A 24,473-nucleotide genomic window follows, 5' to 3' on the forward strand; every position below is an offset into this window, starting at 1 on the left:
ACGCGATACCGCGTGATCAAGACCGCGTGATCAAGACCGCGTGATCAAGACTGATTGCGAAGTTTTGCCGTCAAAGGTTTTTTTTCTTTGTCACCGTGATCAAAACTTGTGAGACGAATCATGAATGATCTCCGCTGCGGTTGTGCCCAATAGCACACCCCAAAAGCGTCGACTCGGATCATTTCCACGCGGTATAGGCTTTGCTGTTTTTTGTTAGCGGCAAAGTGAGGCGATGAGATTCTTAAACTCGCTGAGATTTTCAGGCTAGCATTGTGTAGCGAAGGGGGGTGATGAAAGCGATCGACTTTGCAACCGAGCGTGACGAAATGGTGAAACGCCAGATCGAGGCTCAAACGGTCTGCGTGGTTTCTTCTACAATCAGCAAGCATGCGTTCCAAAGATCCAAACATCAAATCGACCACCGCTCGTCCTAGACGTGATTCCGGTAGGGCTTCACCCCATCCCGCCACTGCACCTCGTTTTGAGTACGGGTGGCAATGGTTGGCGATATTGTTTCTGGGCGTCTTCGCGTTTCAGCCATTCTCGGCGGATGATTTTTGGTGGCAACTCAGCCGTGGGCGTGAGGTTGTCGGCGGATCGATCACGCCGAGTCGTTCGCTGCTGACACTCGAAACCTTGGCCGAAGCGGACTGGCTTGGCGGATTGCCGGCTTTTTCCGTCTTTCAACTTCTGGGCGGAAACGGGTTGATGTTGTGCCGGGTGCTGTTGGTCGGCGGAGGCTTAGCGTGGTTGCTCGCTCCGCCGCGGTCGGGCGGGATGGTTCATCCGTGGGTTTGGTTCGTCGTGACGCTCGCGATGCTCACGCTGGCGGAGCGTTTTGACATGCTGCCCCCCATGTTCGACTGTTTGGCGATTCTGGTACTGGTGGGATTGATGCACCGAAAACCGGGGGAGCCTACCGGCGCGGTTCCCTGGCCCAGCAAGGGACGCAAGCATGCCGCATCGATGGTGACCGCCGCGGGGTTGTTCGTCGTTTGGAGTAATCTCTCGCCGGCGATTTTGGCAGGCTTGGTCGGATGGTTGGCGTTTACGTTCGCGGCCTCTTTGAGCGGGGATCCAGGCCGTCGTGCAAACTGGGGTTTGGCAATCTTGATGCTGGCTGGCGGCTGCATCAACCCTCGCGGCGTGTTCGCTTGGTCAGATTCATTTTCGGCGATCGTGCCGGCATGGCGAAACCATCCTTCATTGCTGGCCGGTACGCCATGGCGACCGCTGTTTGAAGGGCTGCCGAATCAGGCGGCGATTTTATTTTTGGTGCTCACCGCGATTTGGGTTGCCACTGCAACGTTGAATCGACAGCGAATCCCTCGAGGGCTGTTTTGTTTCGCATGGATGCAGTGGTTGGCATGGTCGTCGCTTTCGAATGTCCCTCTGGCAACGACATGGCTGGCTGCCGATATTTTATTTACCTGGCATCGCCGCGGCGCGTGGACGATTTCCACTTTGGGCTGGTCGCGATCACGACGGATCGGCTTGCTCGTAGCGCCGCTGGTGATCGCGGTGGCACCACCGCTCAGTGGATTGCTTGGGACACTGGGATGGGGGATCGATGTAGGGCTCGACAATCGGATGTTGCGAATCGCCTTGGAACCGACTCGTCCCTATGGAACGGCGTTTGCCGATGACACGCGGAGTGGTGGGATGTTGGCATGGGAAATCCCCCAGCTTCGCGAACCCTCCGCGGCAAGCGACTCGCCCCCGCTGCAACTGCAGGATGTCGCGCTGCGAGCGGTGATCACGGGCCGTTTTGCCGAGCACCGCCGCGTGATCGACGACCTGCGCCAGCAGCGGCTGATGAGTTATTGGTTGACGGACGGTTCTCGAGGTGGATATTGGCTGGCGCTGGAACGTCGCAAGACGACGTTGTTGGTTGTCTCGAGTCGTGACAGCGAGTTGATTTACGGATTGGAACCGTCGATTTGGAAGCCGCTCTCACTTGATTCACCGGTGATCCCCTATGCTGCCGCTGGTGATGAGCACTACGCTCGTCAGATGGTCGAGACGCTCACTCACCGTGAGATCGTCGAGTTTCAAAATTGGCAATATTCATTTCCAAATTCGACCGGATCGCTTTTCGATCGCGATCGCTGGGGGGCCATCTCCGTGATCGTCAACGCCGATCAAGCGTACCGCCAAGCGGAGGTCTTTCGTGCCATGGGACTGCGATATGCCGCCCTGCGCGTGTTATGGGTCGGACGCGAGGCGTTCCCCGAGTCGGTGCCGTTGGCCTGCGCGATGACTCGCTGTCAAACCGAATTGGCGGAGGCTGAAATTGCCGCTACGGGCCGCCCCAGTTGGTTTCGTTACTTTGCCGCAACGGAAGCCCTCGCAAGGGATGCTTGCTCACCGTCACTCGAAGTGAAATTGGAAGTGCAGAACAAATCGATCGTTCCCGGTTGGGTTGCCCCCCAAAAAACAGAGCGGAACGACACGCTTCGTAACCGCGTGGCTGCGTACTTGCAACAGGGACCGCAGGCGTTGATGGTGTTGACGGACTTTCAAACGTCGCGCGGCATCGAGCACGCCCAACTCATGTATGCTGGACTATGCGGAGCGATTGAGCTGGGGAACCCTGCGATGGCCGAACGCTACCTAACATGGTTTACCGACAACCCGCCCACCGGCGTGTTACAACGATTAGTCGAAATGCGTTTTCGCGAACTGCACCCTCAGCCGACTTCGGATGACGAGTCGTGAACTTAGAGCATTGGAGGAACTTTCGTTTGAAACCGTTCAACCTCACCGCTGCGATTAACCTCACCGCTGCGATTAGTTGTCTTGGCACATTCGCTTGCGTCTTGTTGCTGGTACTGGTGATGCAAGTCCATTCCCCACGGCCGGTCAGCCGATTGGAAACGGACGAGCCTCGGATCAACGTTCAAACATGCGCCGAATGCCACAGTGGGATTGTCTCGGATTTCGCCACCGCACCCCATTCCAATACTCTACGACCCGGAAGCGATCCGGCGATGATGTCGGTGTTCGCGGGGCAATCCGTTGTGATCGACGACCGCCGCTTCTCTTTCTCTCAGGAACAAAACGAACTGTGGTTCGAGAGTGATGACTTGGATTATCGACGGCGGGTCGATTGGGTGTTCGGTTCGGGGCGGCACGCATTGACGCCGGTTTCACTCGATCCAAAGGGAATGACGCAGCTTTACGTTTCATCGTTCGCAGACGGAAAATTGCGTAACACGCCCGGCACGCCGGCGGTGCTCTCGACTCCACTGCGGCTGGGAAATCACGAGACCGTTGTGGACACGCGACGTTGTTTCGGATGCCATGCCAGTCGGTTGTGCAGCGAGGGAGTTTCGCGTGCGGCGGAAAGTGATTGCGAGCGGATGGAAACGCCGCCGCGGCCGCAAACCAGCGATCGTTTCAATCACGATACGGAGATCGAAATCGAGGGGCCGGTGACCGCCGACGCGATTCTAAATTTCAATACAAGCACCGATTGCATGGTCGCCAATTTGGACTGCAGCCGGTGTCATTTTGGGGCCGCAGCTCATGCCGAATCCGAGGGTAAGCTGCCAACGGTTCAGGGGTGGAGCGATTTGACGCCGCTGGAATCCATCAATCGTTGCGGCGAATGTCATCGTCGATCCGATGAGATGAAGCCCTATGAAATCTCGGTCGATCAAACGCATCTGATTCGATTCGCACCTGTCGGGCTTTCCATGAGTCGCTGTTTCCAGGTCGCCAATGCTGCCGAGAATGCGGGGCGGTATCCGCGATTGGACTGTATCACGTGTCATGATCCGCATCTGCCGTCACGGACCGATCCAGAGTTTTTCGAAGCGATTTGCCGCGATTGCCATACCTCACCGACCCCTCCGCAAAACGCCAAAGCGGATCCACACTCCGGTGTTGTCACTTGTTCGCAGCAACCGATCGATTCCGCATGCCTGTCTTGCCACATGCCCCCATCCGACTTCGCCCCCGGGCTCCGATTCACGGATCATTGGATCCGCTGAGGCGAAGGTTCTAGCGTTCCCCTTCATTTTGACTGGTCCAATGCGTGAGGCATTGGGACCATGCGGACGCCGCGAGCAACGGGTTGAATGCGCGCGATCGTATGGCTCACTCAAAAGGTAGCTGAGCAGGGCGTAGAAGCGTCGTCCGTTGACCCCCGGCCGGGCTGTTTACATAACCTTCTCGCGGCGGTTACCCGCAATTTGGGGAGATGGAACCTAAGGTTTTCTTGTCCACTATGACCCCCTTGCGTAAAATAAAATCACACTAAATGCGGATAGCGGCGTCCATTCCTGACTACAGGGGTGTCGCCGCTCCCTGCGACAGCGGTGTCTTTTCATCTTTTCGTTTTCTAAATTGAGAGGGGTTTATTGTGAATAACCACAAAAGGCTTGGGTTCACGCTCGTCGAATTACTGGTCGTGATCGCGATCATCGGCGTTTTGGTAGGCTTGCTATTGCCTGCCGTACAATCTGCCCGTGAAGCAGCTCGGCGGATGCAGTGTTCCAATAACCTCAAGCAGATTGGGCTTGCGCTGCACAATTACCATGACACCTTTGGCACCCTGCCTTTAGGGGCGCATTGGAAGACCGAGCCGAGTGGTTCTGCCGCCGATACTCCGGCACCTGAGAGTGCACGTGACGCAGGTTGGGGGGCAACTTGGTTAGTGATGATTTTGCCGTTCATGGAACAGCAAAACCTTGCCGACCAATATGACTCGCGGTTGCCCGCTCGACACCCCGATAATTTCGACGTCGTCGCGGCCGAGATGGGCATCTATCGCTGCCCATCGCACCCGATACCCTCGAACCGTCTAACACAGGACTACGACGGATTTTCAAAGGCAAACTATGCCGGTAACAGCGGTGCCGGCCGTTTGCTTCGTCGTGCGGATGCTACCAACAGCGCCCTGGCGGGAATCTTTCATGTGCTTGATCGACGCGCCGCAGGTTTTCGCGACGTGCTCGATGGGACTTCCAATGTGGCGATGACCAGCGAAGTCATGGCGTCGAACAGCACCGGCGACGATCGCGGTGCCTGGGCTTGGGCAACCGGGCCACTGTATTCGGGCGGAACGGGAAGCAACTGTAGCGGAACGGGGTTCCACACCCCTAATTCCAAAACCCGTCTGGATTGCAGTCATTACTCGTCGAACGACCAAACCAATGTCAACTTCGGATGGCGTAGCAATGCAGATTCACTCGACGCCGGAGTTGCGGCTCGAAGCTTTCATCCAGGCGGTGTGTTGATGGGATTGGTAGACGGAAGTGTCCGTTTCATGACGGAATCCGTCGATTCAACCACCTACATGAACCTGCTCGCCCGAAGCGATGGTAACCCGATCCAATTGGACTGAGCAATTGCTCCGTTCCCATTTGTCTAACTCGCAGCAAGCTGATTCCTCCTTCACCATTTTTTCAAGAGGTATTCCAGTGACACGATTGTCAACCATGGCTTTGTGTAGCCTACTTTTACTGGCGATTCCTGCCTGTCAATCGTCGGGTGAATACGTGGAACCTCCTTCCAATTCGGAAATGGTTTCCGAGACCAAGCAGTTGGTGAATCAGTTTGTTGCAGAGGCGGAAAAAAATCTGCAGACGGTCAAAGCTAATGCGGCAGGCTTAGCCGAATCGGTCGAAGCGATCGAAGACCCTGCACTCGATTCGATCAAGGTAGCCGCTCGGAATTTGGCAAACCAAGCGTCCAGCGGGGCCAGCGAATCGGAAATCAAAACAACCCTTGCGGAGCTGAAGCAAAAAGCGGCAGCATTGTAAACTGGATGAGACTGCACGCCCCGCTGATTTCAGCGAGGGCTGGAACTCTATAGCCAAGCAGTCAAGCAAAGCTCGAGTTGGCCACATTAAAAAGTAGGCCAACTCCGGTGGAGCGAGTTGTGGTTTCGTTGTTGTGGGAACGGCGCGAGCTCTGCGTGAGTTGCCTATGAAAACGCGGGGCAAGGGAAGTCATTGTTTTTCAACCTCCCACCTAGTGTGGGATGGTTGCGTGACGGTTCATTCGAGGGGCCGTAATGGTTTATCCAGCCAGTGCCGATCCTTTTCTTTAAGACATCATCGGGTGTTAATCGGCGGGCTCGGGCTATGCGGGCCGAGCCTTCCATGCCGGCTCGCTTTCGAGGAACTCAAGCGTGATCGGTAGGATGTCAATTACTTCTAAGTAGCGATTGAGCCCCACCAATCGAGATACCGCAGTAGCCCGGCTTCGCCCCTGGGTTCCGATTCGTGGATCACTGGATCGGTTGAGACGAATGCGCGAGCGATCCACTTCTTTTGAACGAGCGTGCGGGGTCATCACGAGCCTGCGGAGGCGGTGAGCAAACGGTTGTTTCGCGAGATCGTAGCGGCGGTTGGCGGCCACACAAAAGGTAGCCGGTTCGGGTGTTGGAGCATCGTTTGCGGAGCGTTGACTGAGCGATGGATCGGGTTTTTCACGCCGCGGTTACCCGCAATTTGGAGAGATAGATGCCCAGACTTTCTTGTCGGTTATGACGAGTCTACGTAGAGTTAAAGCACACTAATGGCATATAGAGGCGGTGATTATTCTCTTAGAGGGTGTTGTCACTCCCTGCTGCAGCGGTGTCTTATCATCTTTTCGTTTCCGTATTGAGAGGGATTTATTGTGATTAACCACAAGACGCGTGGGTTTACGCTCGTCGAATTACTGGTCGTGATCGCGATCATCGGCGTTTTGGTGGGCTTGTTATTGCCCGCCGTTCAATCTGCTCGCGAAGCAGCCCGACGGATGCAGTGTTCAAACAATCTGAAGCAGATTGGGCTCGCGCTGCACAATTACCACAGTGCACACAACGCCATTCCGGCGCTGCGTGACCGTCACGATAATGTTGCTCCCGGCATTGATAACTGGAATACCCAGAACTTCAGTTGGTCGTCTCGAATTTTGCCGTTCATTGAGCAGGCAGCGCTTTACGAGCGGATCGACTATTCGTTGCATACGTGGTGGAGCAGCTCGCGACGTCCCAATCAAGTTTATGACGTCGTGAATCCGACGGTGCTCGCTGCGTTTCGTTGCCCGAGCGAGCCAGGCACCGGATCGATCATCTGGACCGATTCGACGTCGGTTAAACACTCAGGCTCTCCTTCGCACGCCGACTATGCGCCGACGAACTATTTTGCCTCCACCGGACCGGACAGCATTTTGCGTTGGAACACCGAAGGGGTTGGCTTTTTTGATTCGATCCGCTCCGATTCAGCGAGCACGGGCACGAAGGCCCGCTTTCGTAAGTTCCGAGACATACTCGATGGACTGTCCAACACCGTGGCGGTATCTGAAGGTATCATCGGGCAGCCTCGGTTGAATATCAATTCGACCATGCGAACCAACCTCGGCTATGACCAACAGACGACCGGCGCGGCCGGGGATCTGAATGCAACGAGCAGCGACAATGGTTGTCCGGCGACGGGAAGTGCGGATACGAATTCAGGACGTGCACGTGGGCTGACTTGGTTGCGAGGCTATTCGCCTAACGAAGTGGCTTTCAATACGCTGATGACTCCCAATTCAAAACTGTGGGATTGTGGCGCCAATAGTGATCGCAACATGTACGCGGCACGGTCGTTACACGCCGGTGGAGTGCAGGTGGCGATGGGGGACGGTTCGGTCAAGTTTGTGTCCGATTCGGTTAACTTTCTGTTGTGGCGTGCAGTCGGTGGTATCGGTGACCGCGTGGTCGCTAATATGGATGAGCTCTAAAATTGATGTCGCGCTAAGCGACACGTGTCACCCGCGAACCTCGTCCGCGGGTTTCGCAGGTTCGATCCGCTCGCCGTAATCACTCGGTTGTGGCGGCGGACTTCGATCCTCCACTTTTCACGAACTTCCAACTCCATTTCGACAACCAAATGAATATCTCCGCATTGTGTAAAACGGCTGCGTTTTTCTTGTTCGCTGGATGCCTCTGCTTGCCATTGGCCGGTTGTGGTTCCAGTACCGATCCCGTCGGTGTTGAGGATGGCGGTCTCCAAGAAGACGAAGCCTTCAAAGAATCCGAAGAATACACCTCGGGCGAGCAAGGAATCTAACACACGCGTTTGAGTGTGTAGGTGCACGGCTTTTGCTTGGCAACTCCGCCGCTTTCTCGCTAGCGAATCCCTTGTGATTCGCTAGCGATGCCCATGGCCCTCCAAGCATCAGAGATGCGGTTTTGCTTTCGTTAGTGGAACACTCCCGGCTAGGGAGGCTCCTCCAGCCCAAAGCGTGGTTGATGGAAGGATGCACTTGATATCGAGTCTGGGATCTTCATGATCTTCGGTATCAAGGGGGTTGTCCCGGTGTGTTGTCCCGCTTCAGCGGAACGAATCGGGTGGGGTTGAGTGACTCCGAATGTGTCATCCGTCCCCGAGTCTCCCCTGGTTGCCTGGAATCGTGGTTGCCCGGAATCGTGGTTGTTATCGGGCGAAGTCGGCATTTTAAGGCCGACAGTGACGGTTCGATTCTACGGAACTCAAAAACGCATAAATCTCTCTGCTGCCGATGTTGCGAGACCTTGTGGGTGTCCGCATGCGTCCGCTCTTGCCACTCCCGATCAAAATCGCAGCCTTATCCGGGGGCCGTTCGTACCGAAGTGTCGATGGTGACGCATGTCATTCTTTGACCCGATGGGAAACTTCACAGCGGGCGAATCAGGCTGCCGAGACGAGCGGGACACTTTGGGACGCGAGAGGCTACAAGACGATTGAAAGTCCTCTATATTATCGGAGGTTGGCTGTATTTCGAGGGTTCGTTTTACACCTTTGAAAAGCGGAATATCGGGAGACAGCAGCCAAGGTCCCGCGTGTCTTCCAACCGTTCACATGCGCGTTCTTGCTAAGCAATGCGAATCGTTGGCTAAAATCGGAACACAACATCCTTGTCACGACACCCCCGTGCGAACCCAAGCCATGAATTTTCGTAGAGTGCCACGAACATTGTCGTACTTCCTTCGCCTGCGATTCGTGGGGGTGTTGATTGCGACGATCATCATCGGCGTGTCGGGGCTGGATAAGGAAATTCAAGCCGACGAGTCCCTTGCCAACCAAATTTGGGTAGTCAGTACGCGTGACGCTTCGAGTTGTGCACCCTCGGTTAGCCAGGCCAGCCGGATCAAATTCTGGTCATGCCACCAACGTAGCCGTTGGCAACCATCCACCGCGAACCACTTTTTTGATTGCGTCAATGGCGATCTCGCCGCCGATCCGATGCCGTTGTGCATCTATGTACATGAAAATCGGGTGAGTGCGGAGGAAGCGTGGGGGCGAGCGCGGTCGATTTATTGTCAACTGCAGCAGGCATCACAATCAACGAACGATCGTTTTCGTTTGGTGGTGATCTCTTGGCCGAGCGATCGGATTGGAGTTCGCCCGCGGCCTGATGCACAGATCAAGGCGCAACGTAGCGAGATGCATGGTTATTATTTGGCTTGGTTGTTGGATCAGATCGATGCGCGAGTTCCCGTCCGCATGTTTGGTCACAGCTACGGACCCCGCATGATCACCTCAGCGTTGCATTTGTGGGGAGGTGGCACGATTGCGGGGTATCGTCTACCGCTGTCTCCTTCCTCGGTTCGGCCTTCGGTGAGGGTCGCTTTGTTGGCCTCGGCGTTGGACGCGAATTGGTTGTTGCCCCATCAACATCACGGCCGCGCGTTGACGCAGGTCGAGCACATGATGATTGCGTACAATCCCCGTGACTCGGTGCTTCATTGGTATCCACGACTGTACGGCCGCGGTGGGCCGCCCGCGTTGGGCTACGTCGGTATGTCAACGTCCTCGCTGGGAGCGGACGGATATAAGGTGCAACAGATCAACTTCAGTGGAAATGTTGGCAAAACACACAGCTGGGATGCCTACGCCGGCAACCCAGCGGTGATGTCACAACTGGCCTCCTATCTGTTGGCAAAACCCAATATCGGTTCGCCATACTCGATCACCTCGATTAACGCGGAATAGCTCACGAAGGATTCAAACGATGTCGCAGGAACGGACGGTGGACGTGATCTCCGATGTGATCTGTCCGTGGTGCTATATTGGCAAGCGGCGGCTTGAGCAGGCGATTGCCACGTTTGATCGACCGCAGGATGTGCGCGTGCGTTGGCATCCGTTCGAGCTCAATCCGGCGATGCCGAAGGAAGGGATTCTTCGCAAGCAATACCGCACCCAAAAATTTGGCAGCTGGGAACGGTCGCTTGAACTGGATGCAAAGCTCAGCGAAGTCGGTGAAGCCGAAGGAATCCATTTCGCCTTCGGAAAAATGGAGCGCACGCCCAACACCGTCGACGCCCATCGACTGATTTGGCTCGCCGATCAACATGCGTGTCAGGATGCGGTGGTAGAGGCATTGTTCCAAGCTTACTTCACCGACGCGTTGGACATCAGCGATCGCCCGACCGTGATTGACGTGGTGGCCGGAGCTGGCTTGGACCGCAACGCCGCTGAGACTTTGCTAAGCGGCGACCAAGCCATGGATGTGATCGTCAGTGCCAAGGAACGGTCTCAGCGATACGGAGTCGAGGGCGTTCCCTTTTTTATCATCGACCAGAAGATTACGTTGTCCGGCGCCCAACCCGCGGAGACGTTCCTGGAGGCCTTATGTCAGACGAATCATCGTGAGTAGTACCGAAATGGAGAGTGGAAATGCATGGCACTAACGTAAAGCATGCTTGGCACGTAAAGCAAAACGAAGTGCAAATATGCAGAGTGATCTATGAGTGATGCTGAGCGACAGCTCTACGCCTTGGCTCTGGCCGCGAATCAACACGCCTGTGAGCATCACGGTCAAACGATCTCGACGAAGGTTGCCAATGCGATCGACCGTGTGGGGGAAATTCTTGATCGCGAACGATCGCTCGGGCATTCTGAATTCATCGAATCAATGACGGTGTGCTACGGCGCATGGTGGGGGGAGTATGTGCGAGAGCATTTTGGGGGCCGATGGATCGGACTCAGTGAACCCACGGCGCCGCGGGTTCGCTTGGGCGGCTCGGTTTATAGCCCAATGGATGCCGTGCGACGACGATTGCTCGACGATTCCGCGCCCACACTGCGTGCTCTTGCCGATCGTTTGCGTTCGGCGAGGGAGTCGACAACGGCGGAAACGATTGCCGTCAATCAACTCGCTTGGGATACGAAAGCAAATGACCCGCGTTTCACGCTGTCGGGCGGGTTACCCGGTAGTCGTGAGGAGGCCTTGGCCGCGATCGATCCATGGTTGGCGGGCGAAGGTACGCTTGAAGGGTTGCGATTGCTCTGTTTGGCGGCCGGTGGCGGCACTCATGGACCCTTGCACGCATTGGCCGGCGCTCGGGTGACGGTCGTCGACTTGAGTCCAAAGCAACTTGAACACGATCGCATGATGGCCGACGAAATGGGGTTGTCGATTGAGCGGATCGTGACCTCGATGGACAACCTCTCGATGTTGTCGGATGATTCCTTTGACGCCGTGATCCATCCCGTCAGCCTTTGTTACGTGCCAGAGGTGGCGCCGGTCTACCACGAGATCTCACGAGTCTTAAGACCCGGTGGGCTTTACATCTCACAACAAAAACAACCGAGTTCGCTGCAAGCATCCGTCTCACCCGTCGCCTCGAGATATGTAATCGAGCATCCGGCCGAGGAAGGCTACGCGTTACCTGCGTTAGCTCAAGAAACAACGCTTCGTGAAAGCGGGACGCAGGAGTTTTTGCATCCCCTGGGCACGTTGTTGGGATCATTGTGCGCTAGCGGATTTGTGATCGAGGAGATCGTCGAGCCGCCGCGTGGTGATGTCTGGGCACCATCGGGTAACCCTCAACATCGCGCCACTTACTTACCGCCTTACCTCAAGATTAAAGCCCGCCGACGCTAATCCGTCGGACGTGAATCAGCCGGCCGCTAATCAATCGGATTTCGGCGGTACCGGAATGGCACGCTTTTGACAATCGCGATGACCAGGCTCGAGAAACGATCGTCGTTCTTCTCCGCTGATTCAACGCAATCGCGGACGACGCATTCATCGCTGCCACGTAGACCTCGACCGAGGGCATAAATCAGCAGGTTTTGAGTCAACGTTTTTCGGAAGGCCTCCTTTTCGCTTAGTAGCACATCCTTGAGTCCCAGCGGTCCCGAAAACGATTGTCCACCGACCCGCTCGCCCGAGGCGTCGATCGGCAGCCCGTTGTCTTTCTCACGCCATCGGCCGATGGCGTCGTAGTTCTCTAACGCAAAGCCGAGAGGATCCATTTTAGCGTGACAGCTCGCGCATCCCGGCTCGCTGCGATGCAGTTCCAACAGCTCACGTAGGGTCTTGGATTCTCCGTCGTTGGCGATCTCTTCCAATGGAGGTACGTTTGGCGGCGGTGGCGGCGGAGGTGTGCCCAACAGCCGACCGGCGATGAAGTTGCCACGGCGAGGAACGTTTGTGCGTCCTGGGTCAGCAAGCAGCATGGTGAGCGCCGCGGAGGTCACCACGCCGCCTCGGCGACGATCCTTCAGTTGGACACGCTGAAACGATCGATCGAAGTCGCCATCGATTCCATAGTGACCGGCTAACGTTTCATTTAAGTAGGTGTAATCGGCATCGATCAAATCGGTGATCGGGCCATCCTGCTGCACCAATTCAGTGAGAAACAATCGCATCTCCTCGATCATCGCCGTGCGCAGCGGTTCGTCGAATTCGGGGAACCGCTCTCGATCTGGTTGGTGCGTTTTCGCATCACGCAAGGAAAGCCATTGCCCAAAGAAGTTCTCCGCCAAGGCAACGCTGCGCGGGTCGCCGAGCATGCGGCGAACTTGCGACTCGAGGGTCTCGAGGTTGGATAGCTTGCCCTCGGATGCTAGCCGTAGCAGCGTGTCATCCGGTGCCCGCGACCATAGAAAGTAGCTCAGCCGGGTTGCCAGCTCGTAGTCGTCCACGGGATAGGGCTCGGTGGTATCCGCTTTGCTCTGTTCCAAACGCAACAGGAACTGTGGCGAAATCAGAATCGCGGACAGCAGATGACCGGTTGCCTCTTCGTGCGTCTGCTGTTTTTGACGTGCTTTGTCGTACAGCTTCATCAGTTGGTCGATGTAAGATGGATCCACGGGCCGCCGGAATGCACGCGTGGCAAAACGCACCAGGGTTAACTGTGCTTGCGTTCGCTCGTCGTCGGTGCCCGAGGGTTGCTTTCCAAATGCTTGTTCATAGAGCTCGGGACGGGCCGTTTTCTGGTTGATCAATTCGGACACAATCGTTTTCGCGGCCCGATAGTATTGCTGCATCTGCGTTGGTGACAGACTGAGCACCTCTCCCAAGTGGTCAAATCCATAGGCACTCGCGTCGGGCGCAAAGTCTTCGGCTAGCCCCAACTTCAAGCCCGTCAAATCTTCGATCGTCAAATCGTACTCGACCCGGTTGAGGCGACGAACGTTCGGGTAGCCTGGGTCCGCCGGTTCGCTGCAGTCGAGATCGTTGAGCGTTTGACGGATGAACTCGATCAGGTTGCGGCGCTGTTCATCCGACGGTTGACGTTCGTCCTCGGGTGGCATTTCGCCTCGTTCGATGACCGTGAGCGCCACTTCCCAAGTCCTCCGATGCTCTAAGATCCGTCGGATGTCATGATATTGGGCGAGATTCACATTGCCGCTGGATTCGTCAGTGTTGTGGCATCGGACACAATACTGCCTGACGATGCGATGAATCTGGCGATCCCAGGACAATGGATCCTTGTCCCGTCCGGGCTGGGCGATGGCGGGAGAGCTGAAACCCATGACCACAAGGAGCAAAGCGATCAGAAAATCGACGCGATTTCTCATGAGGTCAAATCGTCCAAGCCGCCGTTGCTGTTGCCGAAGGACTCTCGACTCAATCCCATTCGCGACAGCATTTCGACGTACAGGTTGCACAAGGGAGTGCGGTCGGCGTAGACACGATGCTGTCCCCCGCGGATCGTTCCGCCTCCGCCGCCGGCAAGCAGCAATGGCAAGTCATCGTTGTTGTGTTTGTTTCCGTCACTGATCCCGCTGCCGTAGCAGAGCATCACGTTGTCCAACAGCGAGCCATCACCTTCCTTGATTTCCGACATCCGCTGAATCATGCGGGAAAAGAGCTCGATGTGATGCCGGTTGATGTTGGTCAACTGCTGAAGATTTTCCGGTTTCTTTTGGTGGTGAGATGTCGAGTGATGGGAGCCTTTCGCATCGATCTCGGGATAGGAGCGACCTGACTTTTCGTGCGAGAAGATGAAGCTGGCCACGCGTGTCGTGTCAGTTTGAAACGCGATCGTCATGATGTCGAGCATCAAATTTACGTGGTCGGCGTAGACCGACGGGATCCCTTTCCCTGCGGGAATGATCAGCTTCGCAATCTCGGGATCGTCGTCTTGCAAGTGACGATCATTCGTAAACGAGTCTTGATGATGCGAATGGCTATCTCGATTGGCAACGGCGATCCGTTTTTCGATGCCTCGAAGTCCGTCCAGGTAGGCTTCTAATTTACGTCGGTCATTGAACCCCAATTGTCGCTGCAGCGATTTCGCCTCCTCGCTTACCAGATCCAATACACTCGCTTCGATCGAATCGTCTACAGGAGCGGATTCCTTTTCCGCAGCGTTCCAATTCGGCCGCTTGGGAGCTTTTCCTTGAAACAGCCGATCGTAGAGTTGCTTGGGATTGAGTTCGAGCGCGGCGGGCGTTTGTTTGTCTCGCCATGAAATGTGAGACATGTACGTTCCACTGTATCCATGGTCCCCGCGGTGGCCGGGATCGATCCCGAGGGCAAGGGAATCGATCGGAGTCTGATAGCCGATCTTTCGCGCGACGATTTGGTCGACCGATGCGCCTCCGACTTCGGGTTCTTCGGAGTGCTTACACTTCTTGCCGACGAGATAGCCGCCACCGGCCGGTTCGTGCGCCGCGGATTTGCCATCGCAGTGTTCGGCGGCCATGCCGGTGAGCACGGAAACGTGCTGCTTGATCGGTTCCAGGGGCTTGAGAATCGGTGAGAGTTCGCCCAGTGGCCCGGCGTCGCCGACTCTCCAATCATCCATATTCACGCCATTGGGCACATAGAAGAATGCCAAACGCAGCGGCGGACCCTGACTCGATGCGGCGCTCGCATGTCGGTTGCTCATTGCTTCGAGCCAAGGCAAGGCGATCGCGACGCCCGTACCGCGCAGAAGGGTCCGTCGCGAGAGTTTGAGGGAGCGAGTCATTAAAACAAGCCAGGAAGGTGGGAGGGGAGGGTGGGGAACTCGAGCCAGCTAAACAGCCCATTTTACGTTCGAGTTGTCTAGCTGTTCAACAATATACACATCAAAATGGCCCTGCCAGAGCGATTTCCGCGTATTGAGGGATATCAAGCAGCATTACAGGAATCACAGTCACCTTTCGGCATGGAGGGCATTCGATTGCGGATCTATTCTTTGACAAGGTCGGCCAAATAGATGGCAGTGATCGGTTGCCCATCCTCGTCTTTTTCGTGGCTGGAGTACCAAGACAACAAACCGCGCTGAGCGTCGATGTCAACGAAACCTGGATAGGAATTGTCTCCGCCGCTGGGCAGTTCCGCGATCGGTTTGAGTTTATCCTCGATCAACCAGTAGAGCGCAGTCTTTGGCCCTGCGTCGGTGTTCTTTCGTCCGCCGACCAACCAATCGTCTCCCCATTTTGCCAACAAAGGACCGCCAAGGTAGAGCGGAAGTTCTTGGCGATCCCAGGTCCGATACGGTGGCCGTGAACGCGCCAATTGGGCGGTCGAGCCGCGCTCGCGACTCAGCGCCAACAAGGTTTTGTCGGGCAGCATCTCAAAGGCCGTTTCATTTCCATTTTGCGTCTGAAACAGGGATCGGAAACGCCAGTTGTGTCCATCGGCGCTCTCTAGCAGCGCTCCCTCAAGCAGCGACGCACCTCCTGCACCCGATTCGGCTTCGGAATAGTCTCGCTTGCGCCGCCCGCACAGGTAGGCTGTCTCTCCGTCGGTGACCGCGCGCCAAATGTAATGACCATAGGTGCCTTCCATTTGCTGCGGAGTGCTCCACGTTTGCCCATCGTGGGTCCAAACGGCAAAGCCAAGATGCTTGTTGATGTCGTAGCCTTCGCGAGCCAATTCGCCTTCGCCGCTGTACCAGGTGCCAGTGTAAATGAACAATTTTCCCTTGAAGGCCAAAAAGTGGGGATCACGCGTGTCCCTTAGCGGAACGGAGAATCGATGCACGGTGTCCCATGTCTTCGCATCGTCGCTGCTCAGAACGATGATCGAGGATGTTGAAAACACCATGTGCCCGTCCGGACAACTACGAAAGGTGAGCCAGTATTTCCCCTTCCACCGGATCAGATCGGTAAACGCATTGTGTTCGCCGTTGTCGAACACGCGGCGAACATTCTGCACGCGAACGGTAGGCAAAGGGTCGTTCGCACGGGCGTTCTCGGCGGGAGGTGCGAGCCACATCGTGGCCAGCGAAACAAGTGCCACGATGCAGTGTCGTTGGTGAATCCAGCACATGGAACGGAACCCCTTTTCGATCTCGAGTACGGTGCGATTGGATTATCCAATCGCTGTGATGACCTCGACGACGACCTAGCCGGACCGTGGTCGGTCAAACAGTTTAACAGGTGCAGCATTGTCTCGTGCGGGTGATCAATCGAAACCGAGGAATCCGCCCTCAAGGCAGAACGACCGAGCGTTTGGGGGAAGGTGTGATTTTCGCAGTGGTCCATACCAACGCTTTCATGACGGCTTCGCAGTCGCGATGGTAAGATGGCTGTCGTACCCATGACGGTCTACTGATTCACTTTGGCCTTTGGAATCATCGCGATGAATACGTTTCTTCTATTGCAGGTTCGCAATGCCGATGATCCCATGCGGGGTCAGGAAGTCGATTGCTTTGCGCGCGCGCTCGACTGTGATGCACAACAGATTCGCGTGTTTGATTTGCTGTCGGGCGTGCCGACGGTTGAGCAACTCGACCAAGTTGACTTAGTTTTGTTGGGTGGCAGCGGCGACTATTCGGTTGCCGAAGGGGGAGATTGGATTTTGCCAGCGCTTGAGGCGATGCGTGAACTGTGTGATCTCAACAAACCCACATTCGCTTCGTGCTGGGGTCACCAAGCGATGGCTCGGGCGCTGGGGGGTGAAGTGGTCACGGACATGCAGCGGGCGGAGCTTGGCACGGTCGAAGTTTGTCTGACCCAAGCCGGTCGCGAAGATCCGATCTTCGGACAACTACCCCAGCGTTTTTTAGCACCGATGGGGCACCAGGATTGCGTCACCCGTTTGCCGCCCGGAGCGATTTGTTTGGCAACGAGTGAGCGAACGGAAAATCAAGCGTTCCGAATCGAGGGCAAACCGATTTACTGCACGCAATTTCACCCGGAACTGAACCGCGCGGCATTGATCGAGCGACTCTACGCTTACCCGCAATACGTCGAATCGATCAGCGGTGAGCCGATCGACTCGTTTGTGGAACATTTCAAAGAGACTTCTGCGACAGATCAATTGCTAGGTCGCTTCATGCAGCACTTGCGTGCGGAACATCCGCCGAAAACGATTCCGACGAATCGAAATTGAGCCGTCTGATTGCCGCTGAAGCTGAAAGCTCTCACGGAGCGACGTGATGCCCTCGAGATTTCCTGCTCGGCCGAGTCGATCATCAACAGACACAACAAAAACCGGCGTCGGATGCTTGCGGTGCGTCCGGCGTGGGCAAAAATACACCCGAATTCATGAAGTCTCTCGGATGAGGTGGCAACAAATCGATCAGGTCACTGCCGACATACGTCGCGCCATGACCAACAAGTTCAGTGCCGATTTTTAGCGGCATCTTAGATCGAGCAGCACGGGCGAGCGCACCTTTATTTTGGATCTAGCGACCGTCGCCAACAGGTGGACCACCTTCGGGCGAACGCAGCTTCGGCTTGAATCCCACGTCATGTGTCAAATTGCTGTAGCGCTCAATCGGCTAATCAAGTGACACCCAGTCCTCTCGGTCTGTCCGCCTCGTGATCCAGTCTTGTTGTTCAAGCGATCGCGTCGATCGGCCTCTTTGGCGGTCGGTAATCGTGCCCAAACGTGCGATATCTCGCGAAAAGCGATCGATTTATCGAAACTGACAATGTCACACTTTGTCATACACCGTATGTTTAAGTGAGACGTTGAATGTGTGGCAGATGCCGATACGACGATTATGGCTAAACGAAAAAAGCGGAAATCAGATCAGAACAAGCTGAGCGAGCGAATCAACCTTCGGGTGACGGAAAAGGAGTTGGCGTTGCTGGAGAAGGTATCCGAGCTAGACGATCGTTCGCTTAGCAATTGGGCTAGACGAGTGCTGGTTCGGGAAGCTCGTCGACAAGTACCGAAGAAAGCTGATTCGCAGAGTGGATGACTCCGCGATCACGAATTCGTCGGTGAGGCGGTCTCACCGATGCGCGTAAGTCCGTAGGCAGCTGCCAGCGGTGAACTCTTTAGGAGAAGCGGAATGGCCGGGAAAAAAAGCAAAGGTAAGAAGAACAAGGGGAAGAAAGGCAAAAAAGGTAACAAAGCTAAGGCACTGAAAGGCAAAAAAGGCGGCAGCAAAAAAGGCAAAGGCAAGAAGGGCAAAGGCAAGAAAGGCAAAGGGAAAAAAGGTAAAGGCAAGAAGTAAGCTTTCCTCGCTTCCCAGGTGATGCTTGAATCACGATCGGCTGTCGAAACCTCGGGTTCGACAGCCTTTATTTTTATGCCGCGGTGCGCTAAACGGCTTGATGCTTGCGTTACTCGTGTTCGCCGTGGCCGCGAAATACGATCGCGTGCGACGCGGACGGCACTAACCTTTCCATCCATTCGGCCACGTCGCGATCACTATAGCTGAGCATCTTGCTGGAGTACTCGCTGTCGGTCAGACAGCGGCCATAATGAATCAACGTTGCACTGCCTTCGTCGGTGTATTCGCAAGCGTTGGGGTCATGCATTTCAATGCCTCCCCGAATTGTGTCGCGGACATAGTCCAACCACGCAGCCGAACGGATCTCGGGACTTTGGATCAATCTCCAGAACGCTTCGAGAACCAATTCCGGCTCGACGCTGGTTTGCGCGACCAAACCGGCGTACCCGCCATCGGGATAAGTGGTACTGATGAATTCGGGCGAGTAGGCGAGTCGCGAGTCCTCGCGGACCAACCGATTTAGCGGAGAACCCAGTTCGCCAGCGGAAAAGACATCTTCCAAGAAATCCCATTGCAAGTGAGCTTCGATGCCGTCGGTCGTGGGCGGGATGGGGAACAGTAAGTAGACGATCGAATCGGCGTGAGGCGAGTCGATCGTTGTCACGTGATCGGCTTGCCAAGCGGGCAACGGGCCGTAATGAGCGGGATGCTTTCTTGGGCTCAGCGGCGTGCCAGGCATCTGCTCCAAGCATGATTGCACCACTTCGATCAGTTGATTGCGCTCGATATCGCCGGCGATAAACAGAGCGGATCGGTTGCGAGAGTAGCCTGATGCATGGGCGTGTCGCAGTTGCCGAGCGTCGATCGCCTTCAGCTGTTTCGCCGTCCCCAGTTGGTCGTGCCCCAGCGGATGGTCGGGCCAAAGCACTCCTGGTAATCGGCACAGCGAGTGATGGTAGGGATCTGAATGCCACTCGTTGATCTCTTGCAGGATGATATCGCGTTCGGCTTCGATGTCGCTGACCCGCAGTAGCGGTTGGCCCACCATATCGGCGAGAATCTCCAGCGACTCAGCCCACACGCGTTTGGGACTGGCGGCGCTGAACGAGGTGTGTGTCGATCCGGTTTCGGCGTCGCTGCCACCACCGTGCCGCACCAACCGTGCTTCGGTATCGCGATAGCCACCGGGAAACTTCTTTGTGCCTCGCGAGGGCACATGTTCGAACCAGTGATAGATACCGTGTCCGCCGGCTTGATCGTCATCCGCGCTGCCGACAAAGACCAACCAATTCAACGACACCGTGTTGACCGGCAGCCGCTGAAAATAGATCGGAACATCAAAGGGACCGGCAATCAACTCAAAATCGATCATTTGCTCGGTCACGCTCGCAGGGATAGAGGATAGTGGTTCGATGATCTATCGATACCATACCCTATCGATCCAGAAGCGTTAAGGAACGTCTCTGACAAGGCTAAAAACGTAAGTTCGCTTAGCGAACAACGACCATAATGGATCGGCCGAGGCTCACGACAAGACACTGCGAGCCAAGGTCGCGACCTCGTTGGCACACCCCCACGCCACGGTGTATCCGCCGCCGCCGTGACCGTAGTTATGCAGCACAGGGTGCCCAGGGGACGTCATCTCCAATTCCAGTCTGACGGCGTGGCGTCCTGGACGAAGCCCGACGGCGGTCCCCAGAACCTTCGCGTTTCCGATCTCGGGGACGATCGCCGTACACCGCTGAAGAATCGTCGCTGAATCATCCGGTCTTTCGCGGCGATCCCAATCACCCTCCTGGGCGGTCCCGCCGAGAATGACGTCATCGGTGCGAGGAAGCACGAGCGTAAACTGATCGTTCTTTTGATAGATCCGGGTCGAGCGGTGAAGGCCGGCTGGACGAGCGACGCGCACCACCTGGCCACGAATAGGAAACACTTCCTCGTCTCCGGCAAAGTCTCTGGATCCCACGCCCGTGCAATTGACAACGAGATCAAATTCCGGCAACAGTTGTTGGGCCGAAGCAACGTGTTGGGTCACGAACACGGCGTTCCGATCTTCGACCCGTCGCTTTAGATTCGCCATGAACACGGGGACATCGATCACGGGCACGGTCACCAGGAAAGCATCCTCGCAGGCAATCCCGTAGCTGGCTCCATCGACCCGTTCCCACTGATCAACGATTTGCAACACATACGAGCTGTCGTCGGGATCGAGACAGAAGCGAAGATGCTGTTCAAAGTGAACGCCCGACTTAGGATCAGAGCGTTCTTTTGCATATTCGTCGTAGGTGGTCTTGGCCCAGGCAGCGACCCTGTCCATGGGATAGGTCCGGTGCGGCCACCAATACGCCCCGGCTGACATCGAAGTGGTCAGCTCGAACGGTTCTCGGGAGAATAGCGTCACATGGCATCCCGCCTCGAGTAGCTTCAAGGCGGACGTTAGCCCCATCAGCCCTTGACCCACCACCGCGACTTTGCGATTCATTCGTTTTTCCGTTTCGGACTTGGATACAAAATGAAAAGAGTATCCAGACTAACTGATTCGCTGAAGTGGCCAAGGCCTTGGCGCTGAGCCGGGGGGTAGATTTAGGGAGCCGGGGGGGAGATTCAGGGAGTCGGGGGTTAGATTTAGGCGTTCACATCGACGACGATGCGGCCTTTGATCTGGCCTGCAAGAATTTCAGACGCGAGGGTTGGGACCTCGGCCAAAGTCGCCGGTCGGATCATGGCATCGAGTTTTTCAAGTGGCAAGTCGGTAGCGATGCGTTGCCATGCTTTGATGCGTTTTTCAAACGGATGCAGCACGGTGTCGATTCCGAGCAAGTTGACTCCGCGAAGCAAGAACGGAATCACTGATGCGGGAAACGCCGCGCCGCCGGCGAGTCCCACCGCGGCAACCGAGCCGCCATATTTTAACTGACCGAGCACGCGAGCCAACATTTCGCCGCCGACCGCATCGACGCAACCCGCCCATACGGGACGTTCAAGTGGTTTCTTGATGGCCGTGTCGATCTCGTTACGGGCGACAACGCGTGTGGCACCGAGTGATTTCAAGTATTCCTCGGTTTCGGGGCGGCCCGTGACGGCGGCCACTTCGTAGCCGAGCTTGCTAAGCATCGCGGTTGCGATCGATCCCACTCCTCCGGCGGCACCCGTGACTAGCACTTCGCCTTGATTCGGGTTAAGACCGTGATCTTCCAATGCAATCACCGCCAGACCCGCGGCCAAGCCAGCCGTTCCAACCGCCATCGCTTGCTTGGTCGTCAGACCGTCCGGTAGCGGCACCAGCCAATCGCCGTTGACGCGAGCTTTCTGTGAATAGCCTCCCCAGTGCGTCTCGCCAACATGCCAACCCGTCAACACCACTTTGTCACCGGCGAAGTATCGTGGGTCATTGGAGGTTTCGACCGTTCCCGCAAAATCGATCCCCGCGACGTGAGGATAGTCGCGAACCAACGGGCTGTTGGGCTGCATGCACAACCCGTCTTTGTAGTTGACGGTGGTGTACTGGATGGCCACCGTCACGTCGCCTGCGGGCAAGCGATCTTCGCTCAATTCTTGAATCGTTGCCGAAACGTCGGCGTCGCCGTTCTGTTCGACAACAAGGGCTTTGAATGTCATTGTGTTGATTCTTTCGTGGTGCAAGCTGTTAGCCCGCATTCGGGATACTATTGAAAACAGGCGGTTATCCTGTACTTGAGCGATTGTTGCAATCAACGTGCCATTGTTCGATCAGGCCATTGATCGATCAGGCCATTGATCGATCAGCCCTGAGTTGATCGCGAGTGGGAACTGAAACGCAACTGGATCGCCCCTATTTGGGCAGTTGTCGAAGACGGATGTCATTCGGTGCACAACCTAGTCGACAGCCGGTGCTACGAGTGGCCCTCAAGAAAAGCTCTCAGTGTCATCGGCAGATGCCCAGCGAAACGTTCGACCGTGTCGCTGACGACTTCGAATTCGCCCGCGGCAATGCCGCTGTAGCTGGTGACCCAACCTTCGATCTCGAATTGCGGAGCGTCAATATGGGCACGCGAGGCATAGGCTTCCTCCAGCGTCTCGTTCTGATAGACGACCGGGTTACCGCTAACCTCGGTCAGCAATGCGGCGGCTTGCTCCATGCTCAAAAGCTCTGGACCGGTTACGTCGAACCGCCCCGTGGGTGACGTGGGGTCGGTCAACATCGCGACCGCAACATCGGCGACGTCCGTGCGGGCCACCGGCGCGAAGCGACCGTTTCCAGCTGGACCGCGGATTACCCCATCGGTGACAAGCCGAGGCACCATCTCGGAGTAAAAATTGTTCCGCAACGCGACGAAGGGGAGCCCCTTTTTTTCCATGATTTGCTCGGTGTGATAGTGATCATGGGCAAGCGTGAAGATCGAGTCGGGCGCACAGTTGATGAACGAGGTGTAAACAACTCGCTGCACGCCGGCTTCGACGAAGGCATCAATCGCCGCTCGGTGCTGGTCCAATCGATCGCTGGCCTCAAAACCGGAGACCCAAAAGACGGTGTCGATGTCCGTGGTTGCGGCCACGAGTGCCGCATGATCGACATACGTCGAAACCGCAACGTCGGCATGTTTCAATTGGGGAGCCTTTGCCAGATTCCGCACAATCAAACGCGTGGGGATATTGCGATCGTCCAAGATCCGAGCAATTCGACCGCCGAGGAATCCTGTCGCGCCGGTCACGGCAATTCTTGGCTGGGGCATGGTTTCAAATCCTTGTAATACAGTCAGCTGACTAGGTAGCCAGCGACGCGTTTGATTTGGGTTAGGAGAATGGCTTGATGCACGATTTAGGCCGAGCCCAAAGTCGAACCGTAGTCTAGGCTGGTCTCCTGCGTTACAGCTAAAAACCCGTGAGTACATTTTTGCCGATCGCACGACCGCTTTCTTGCTGCTTATGAGCCTCCTTGAGCGTGTCGGCACTGATCTTGCCAAGATTGTTCGTCACGGTGCAAATCAGCGTGCCATCGTCAATCATCTCCGATACCCGGTTTAGCAACTCATGCTGATACTCGATGTCGTCAGTTTGGAACATTGAGCGAGCAAACATGAATTCCCAACTAAACGTCAGTGCTTTGGGTTTGCCCGATTTGATGTCGAGTGTTTGGGGATCGTCAATAAACGCAACATGGCCGCGAGGCTTGATCAGCTCGATGATTGCCGGGAAATGCCCATCCGTTCCGGTCAGCGAGGCAACGTAGCGTGGCTGAAGCTTCAGCTCCTGCAGCTGATCGACAAGCGACTCGCGGTGATTGATCACATGGTCGGCGCCCATTTTCTGGACCCACTGGATCGTTTCCGGACGCGAAGCCGTTGCCACGACGGTCAGCCCCGTGAGTTTCTTGGCAAGCTGAATCAGGATCGAACCGACGCCCCCGGCACCCCCGATAATCAACAGGCTTTCACCAGCTCCTTCGCCTTCTTTGACTGCGAGCGACTCGAACAGCAATTCCCAAGCGGTAATCGATGTCAGCGGAAAGCCAGCTGCTTCCGCGAAACCGAGCGATTTCGGTTTCTTTCCGACGATCCGTTCATCGACGGCATGAAGTTCCGAGTTGGTGCCGGGACGAGTAATATCCCCAGCATAAAAAACTTCGTCGCCAATCTTGAACTTGTTGACGTCGCTGCCGATTTGCTTGACCACTCCCGCGGCATCGTAACCAATCACTTTGGTTCCAGTTTCAGGTGCCATATTCTCGCGGACTTTCACGTCCACTGGATTGACCGAGATGCCTCGCACCTCGACCAACAAATCGTGCGGCCTCAATTTCGGTGTCTCGGCTTCAAATTCGACCAGTGAATCGGCTGCGGTAATTGGCCCAGCCTGGTTATATCCAATCGCTTTCATCTTTGGTTTCCCT

General features: G+C 56.0%; 19 protein-coding genes. 11 read left to right on the plus strand and 8 right to left on the minus strand.

Annotated elements, in window-relative coordinates; genetic code table 11:
• Positions 1-387 precede the first annotated feature (387 nt).
• The 9 genes from Pla52o_RS13435 to Pla52o_RS13475 all read left to right on the plus strand — a co-directional run bounded on the left by Pla52o_RS13435 (position 388) and on the right by Pla52o_RS13475 (position 11,850).
• Positions 388-2,718 carry a hypothetical protein gene (locus Pla52o_RS13435; RefSeq protein WP_146595102.1) on the plus strand — a complete coding sequence of 777 codons (2,331 nt, stop codon included), beginning with the start codon at positions 388-390 and terminating at the stop codon, positions 2,716-2,718.
• 26 nt (positions 2,719-2,744) lie between these two features.
• Complete coding sequence (locus tag Pla52o_RS13440) at positions 2,745-3,995, plus strand: hypothetical protein (protein ID WP_146595103.1); 1,251 nt, start codon at positions 2,745-2,747, stop codon at positions 3,993-3,995.
• Positions 3,996-4,366: 371 nt separating this feature from the next.
• Complete coding sequence (locus tag Pla52o_RS13445) at positions 4,367-5,350, plus strand: DUF1559 domain-containing protein (RefSeq protein ID WP_197169217.1); 984 nt, start codon at positions 4,367-4,369, stop codon at positions 5,348-5,350.
• Positions 5,351-5,426: 76 nt separating this feature from the next.
• Positions 5,427-5,768 (plus strand): hypothetical protein, encoded by a 342-nt coding sequence (locus Pla52o_RS13450; protein WP_146595105.1) that lies wholly within the window; start codon positions 5,427-5,429, stop codon positions 5,766-5,768.
• Between the two features lie 862 nt (positions 5,769-6,630).
• Positions 6,631-7,722 (plus strand): DUF1559 domain-containing protein, encoded by a 1,092-nt coding sequence (locus Pla52o_RS13455; RefSeq protein ID WP_146595106.1) that lies wholly within the window; start codon positions 6,631-6,633, stop codon positions 7,720-7,722.
• Positions 7,723-7,871: 149 nt separating this feature from the next.
• Complete coding sequence (locus tag Pla52o_RS13460) at positions 7,872-8,051, plus strand: hypothetical protein (protein WP_146595107.1); 180 nt, start codon at positions 7,872-7,874, stop codon at positions 8,049-8,051.
• Positions 8,052-8,909: 858 nt separating this feature from the next.
• A complete protein-coding gene (locus tag Pla52o_RS13465; protein WP_146595108.1) occupies positions 8,910-9,956 on the plus strand; it encodes a hypothetical protein in 1,047 nt (348 codons plus the stop codon).
• 19 nt (positions 9,957-9,975) lie between these two features.
• Positions 9,976-10,620, plus strand: coding sequence for a DsbA family oxidoreductase (locus tag Pla52o_RS13470; protein WP_146595109.1), 645 nt, complete (start codon positions 9,976-9,978; stop codon positions 10,618-10,620).
• A gap of 90 nt (positions 10,621-10,710) precedes the next feature.
• Positions 10,711-11,850, plus strand: a complete 1,140-nt coding sequence (locus Pla52o_RS13475) for a class I SAM-dependent methyltransferase (protein ID WP_146595110.1) — start codon at positions 10,711-10,713, stop codon at positions 11,848-11,850.
• Between the two features lie 26 nt (positions 11,851-11,876).
• Here the strand turns inward: Pla52o_RS13475 and Pla52o_RS13480 are convergent, their stop codons facing one another.
• The 3 genes from Pla52o_RS13480 to Pla52o_RS13490 form a co-directional block, all read right to left on the minus strand.
• Complete coding sequence (locus tag Pla52o_RS13480; RefSeq protein WP_146595111.1) at positions 11,877-13,775, minus strand: DUF1592 domain-containing protein; 1,899 nt, start codon at positions 13,773-13,775, stop codon at positions 11,877-11,879.
• Positions 13,772-15,172 carry a DUF1552 domain-containing protein gene (locus Pla52o_RS13485; RefSeq protein ID WP_146595112.1) on the minus strand — a complete coding sequence of 467 codons (1,401 nt, stop codon included), beginning with the start codon at positions 15,170-15,172 and terminating at the stop codon, positions 13,772-13,774. Before Pla52o_RS13485 ends, Pla52o_RS13480 begins: the two co-directional genes overlap by 4 nt.
• Positions 15,173-15,375: 203 nt before the next feature.
• On the minus strand, positions 15,376-16,431 hold the full coding sequence (locus Pla52o_RS13490) for a hypothetical protein (protein ID WP_146595113.1): 1,056 nt from the start codon (positions 16,429-16,431) through the stop codon (positions 15,376-15,378).
• A 342-nt stretch (positions 16,432-16,773) separates the two neighbouring features.
• On the opposite strand from Pla52o_RS13490, the gene Pla52o_RS13495 reads away from it, so the two are divergent.
• Positions 16,774-17,526: a type 1 glutamine amidotransferase gene (locus Pla52o_RS13495; protein WP_146595114.1), complete on the plus strand. Its 753-nt coding sequence runs from the start codon at positions 16,774-16,776 to the stop codon at positions 17,524-17,526.
• A 910-nt stretch (positions 17,527-18,436) separates the two neighbouring features.
• A complete protein-coding gene (locus tag Pla52o_RS26905; RefSeq protein WP_197169218.1) occupies positions 18,437-18,601 on the plus strand; it encodes a hypothetical protein in 165 nt (54 codons plus the stop codon).
• Positions 18,602-18,710: 109 nt separating this feature from the next.
• Here the strand turns inward: Pla52o_RS26905 and Pla52o_RS13500 are convergent, their stop codons facing one another.
• From Pla52o_RS13500 to Pla52o_RS13520, 5 genes are all read right to left on the minus strand, one after another.
• Positions 18,711-19,973 (minus strand): M16 family metallopeptidase, encoded by a 1,263-nt coding sequence (locus Pla52o_RS13500; protein ID WP_231612313.1) that lies wholly within the window; start codon positions 19,971-19,973, stop codon positions 18,711-18,713.
• 153 nt (positions 19,974-20,126) lie between these two features.
• Entirely contained in the window at positions 20,127-21,086 is a 960-nt protein-coding gene (locus Pla52o_RS13505; RefSeq protein ID WP_146595116.1) for an FAD-dependent oxidoreductase, read from the minus strand.
• Positions 21,087-21,229: 143 nt separating this feature from the next.
• On the minus strand, positions 21,230-22,222 hold the full coding sequence (locus Pla52o_RS13510; RefSeq protein WP_146595117.1) for an oxidoreductase: 993 nt from the start codon (positions 22,220-22,222) through the stop codon (positions 21,230-21,232).
• 254 nt (positions 22,223-22,476) lie between these two features.
• The gene (locus tag Pla52o_RS13515; RefSeq protein ID WP_146595118.1) at positions 22,477-23,316 is read right to left on the minus strand and encodes an SDR family oxidoreductase; all 840 of its coding nucleotides are present in this window, start codon (positions 23,314-23,316) and stop codon (positions 22,477-22,479) included.
• A 139-nt stretch (positions 23,317-23,455) separates the two neighbouring features.
• On the minus strand, positions 23,456-24,460 hold the full coding sequence (locus tag Pla52o_RS13520) for a zinc-binding alcohol dehydrogenase family protein (RefSeq protein ID WP_146595119.1): 1,005 nt from the start codon (positions 24,458-24,460) through the stop codon (positions 23,456-23,458).
• Positions 24,461-24,473 lie beyond the last annotated feature (13 nt).

Origin of the sequence: Novipirellula galeiformis (assembly GCF_007860095.1) — a bacterium.
Classification (GTDB): domain Bacteria; phylum Planctomycetota; class Planctomycetia; order Pirellulales; family Pirellulaceae; genus Novipirellula; species Novipirellula galeiformis.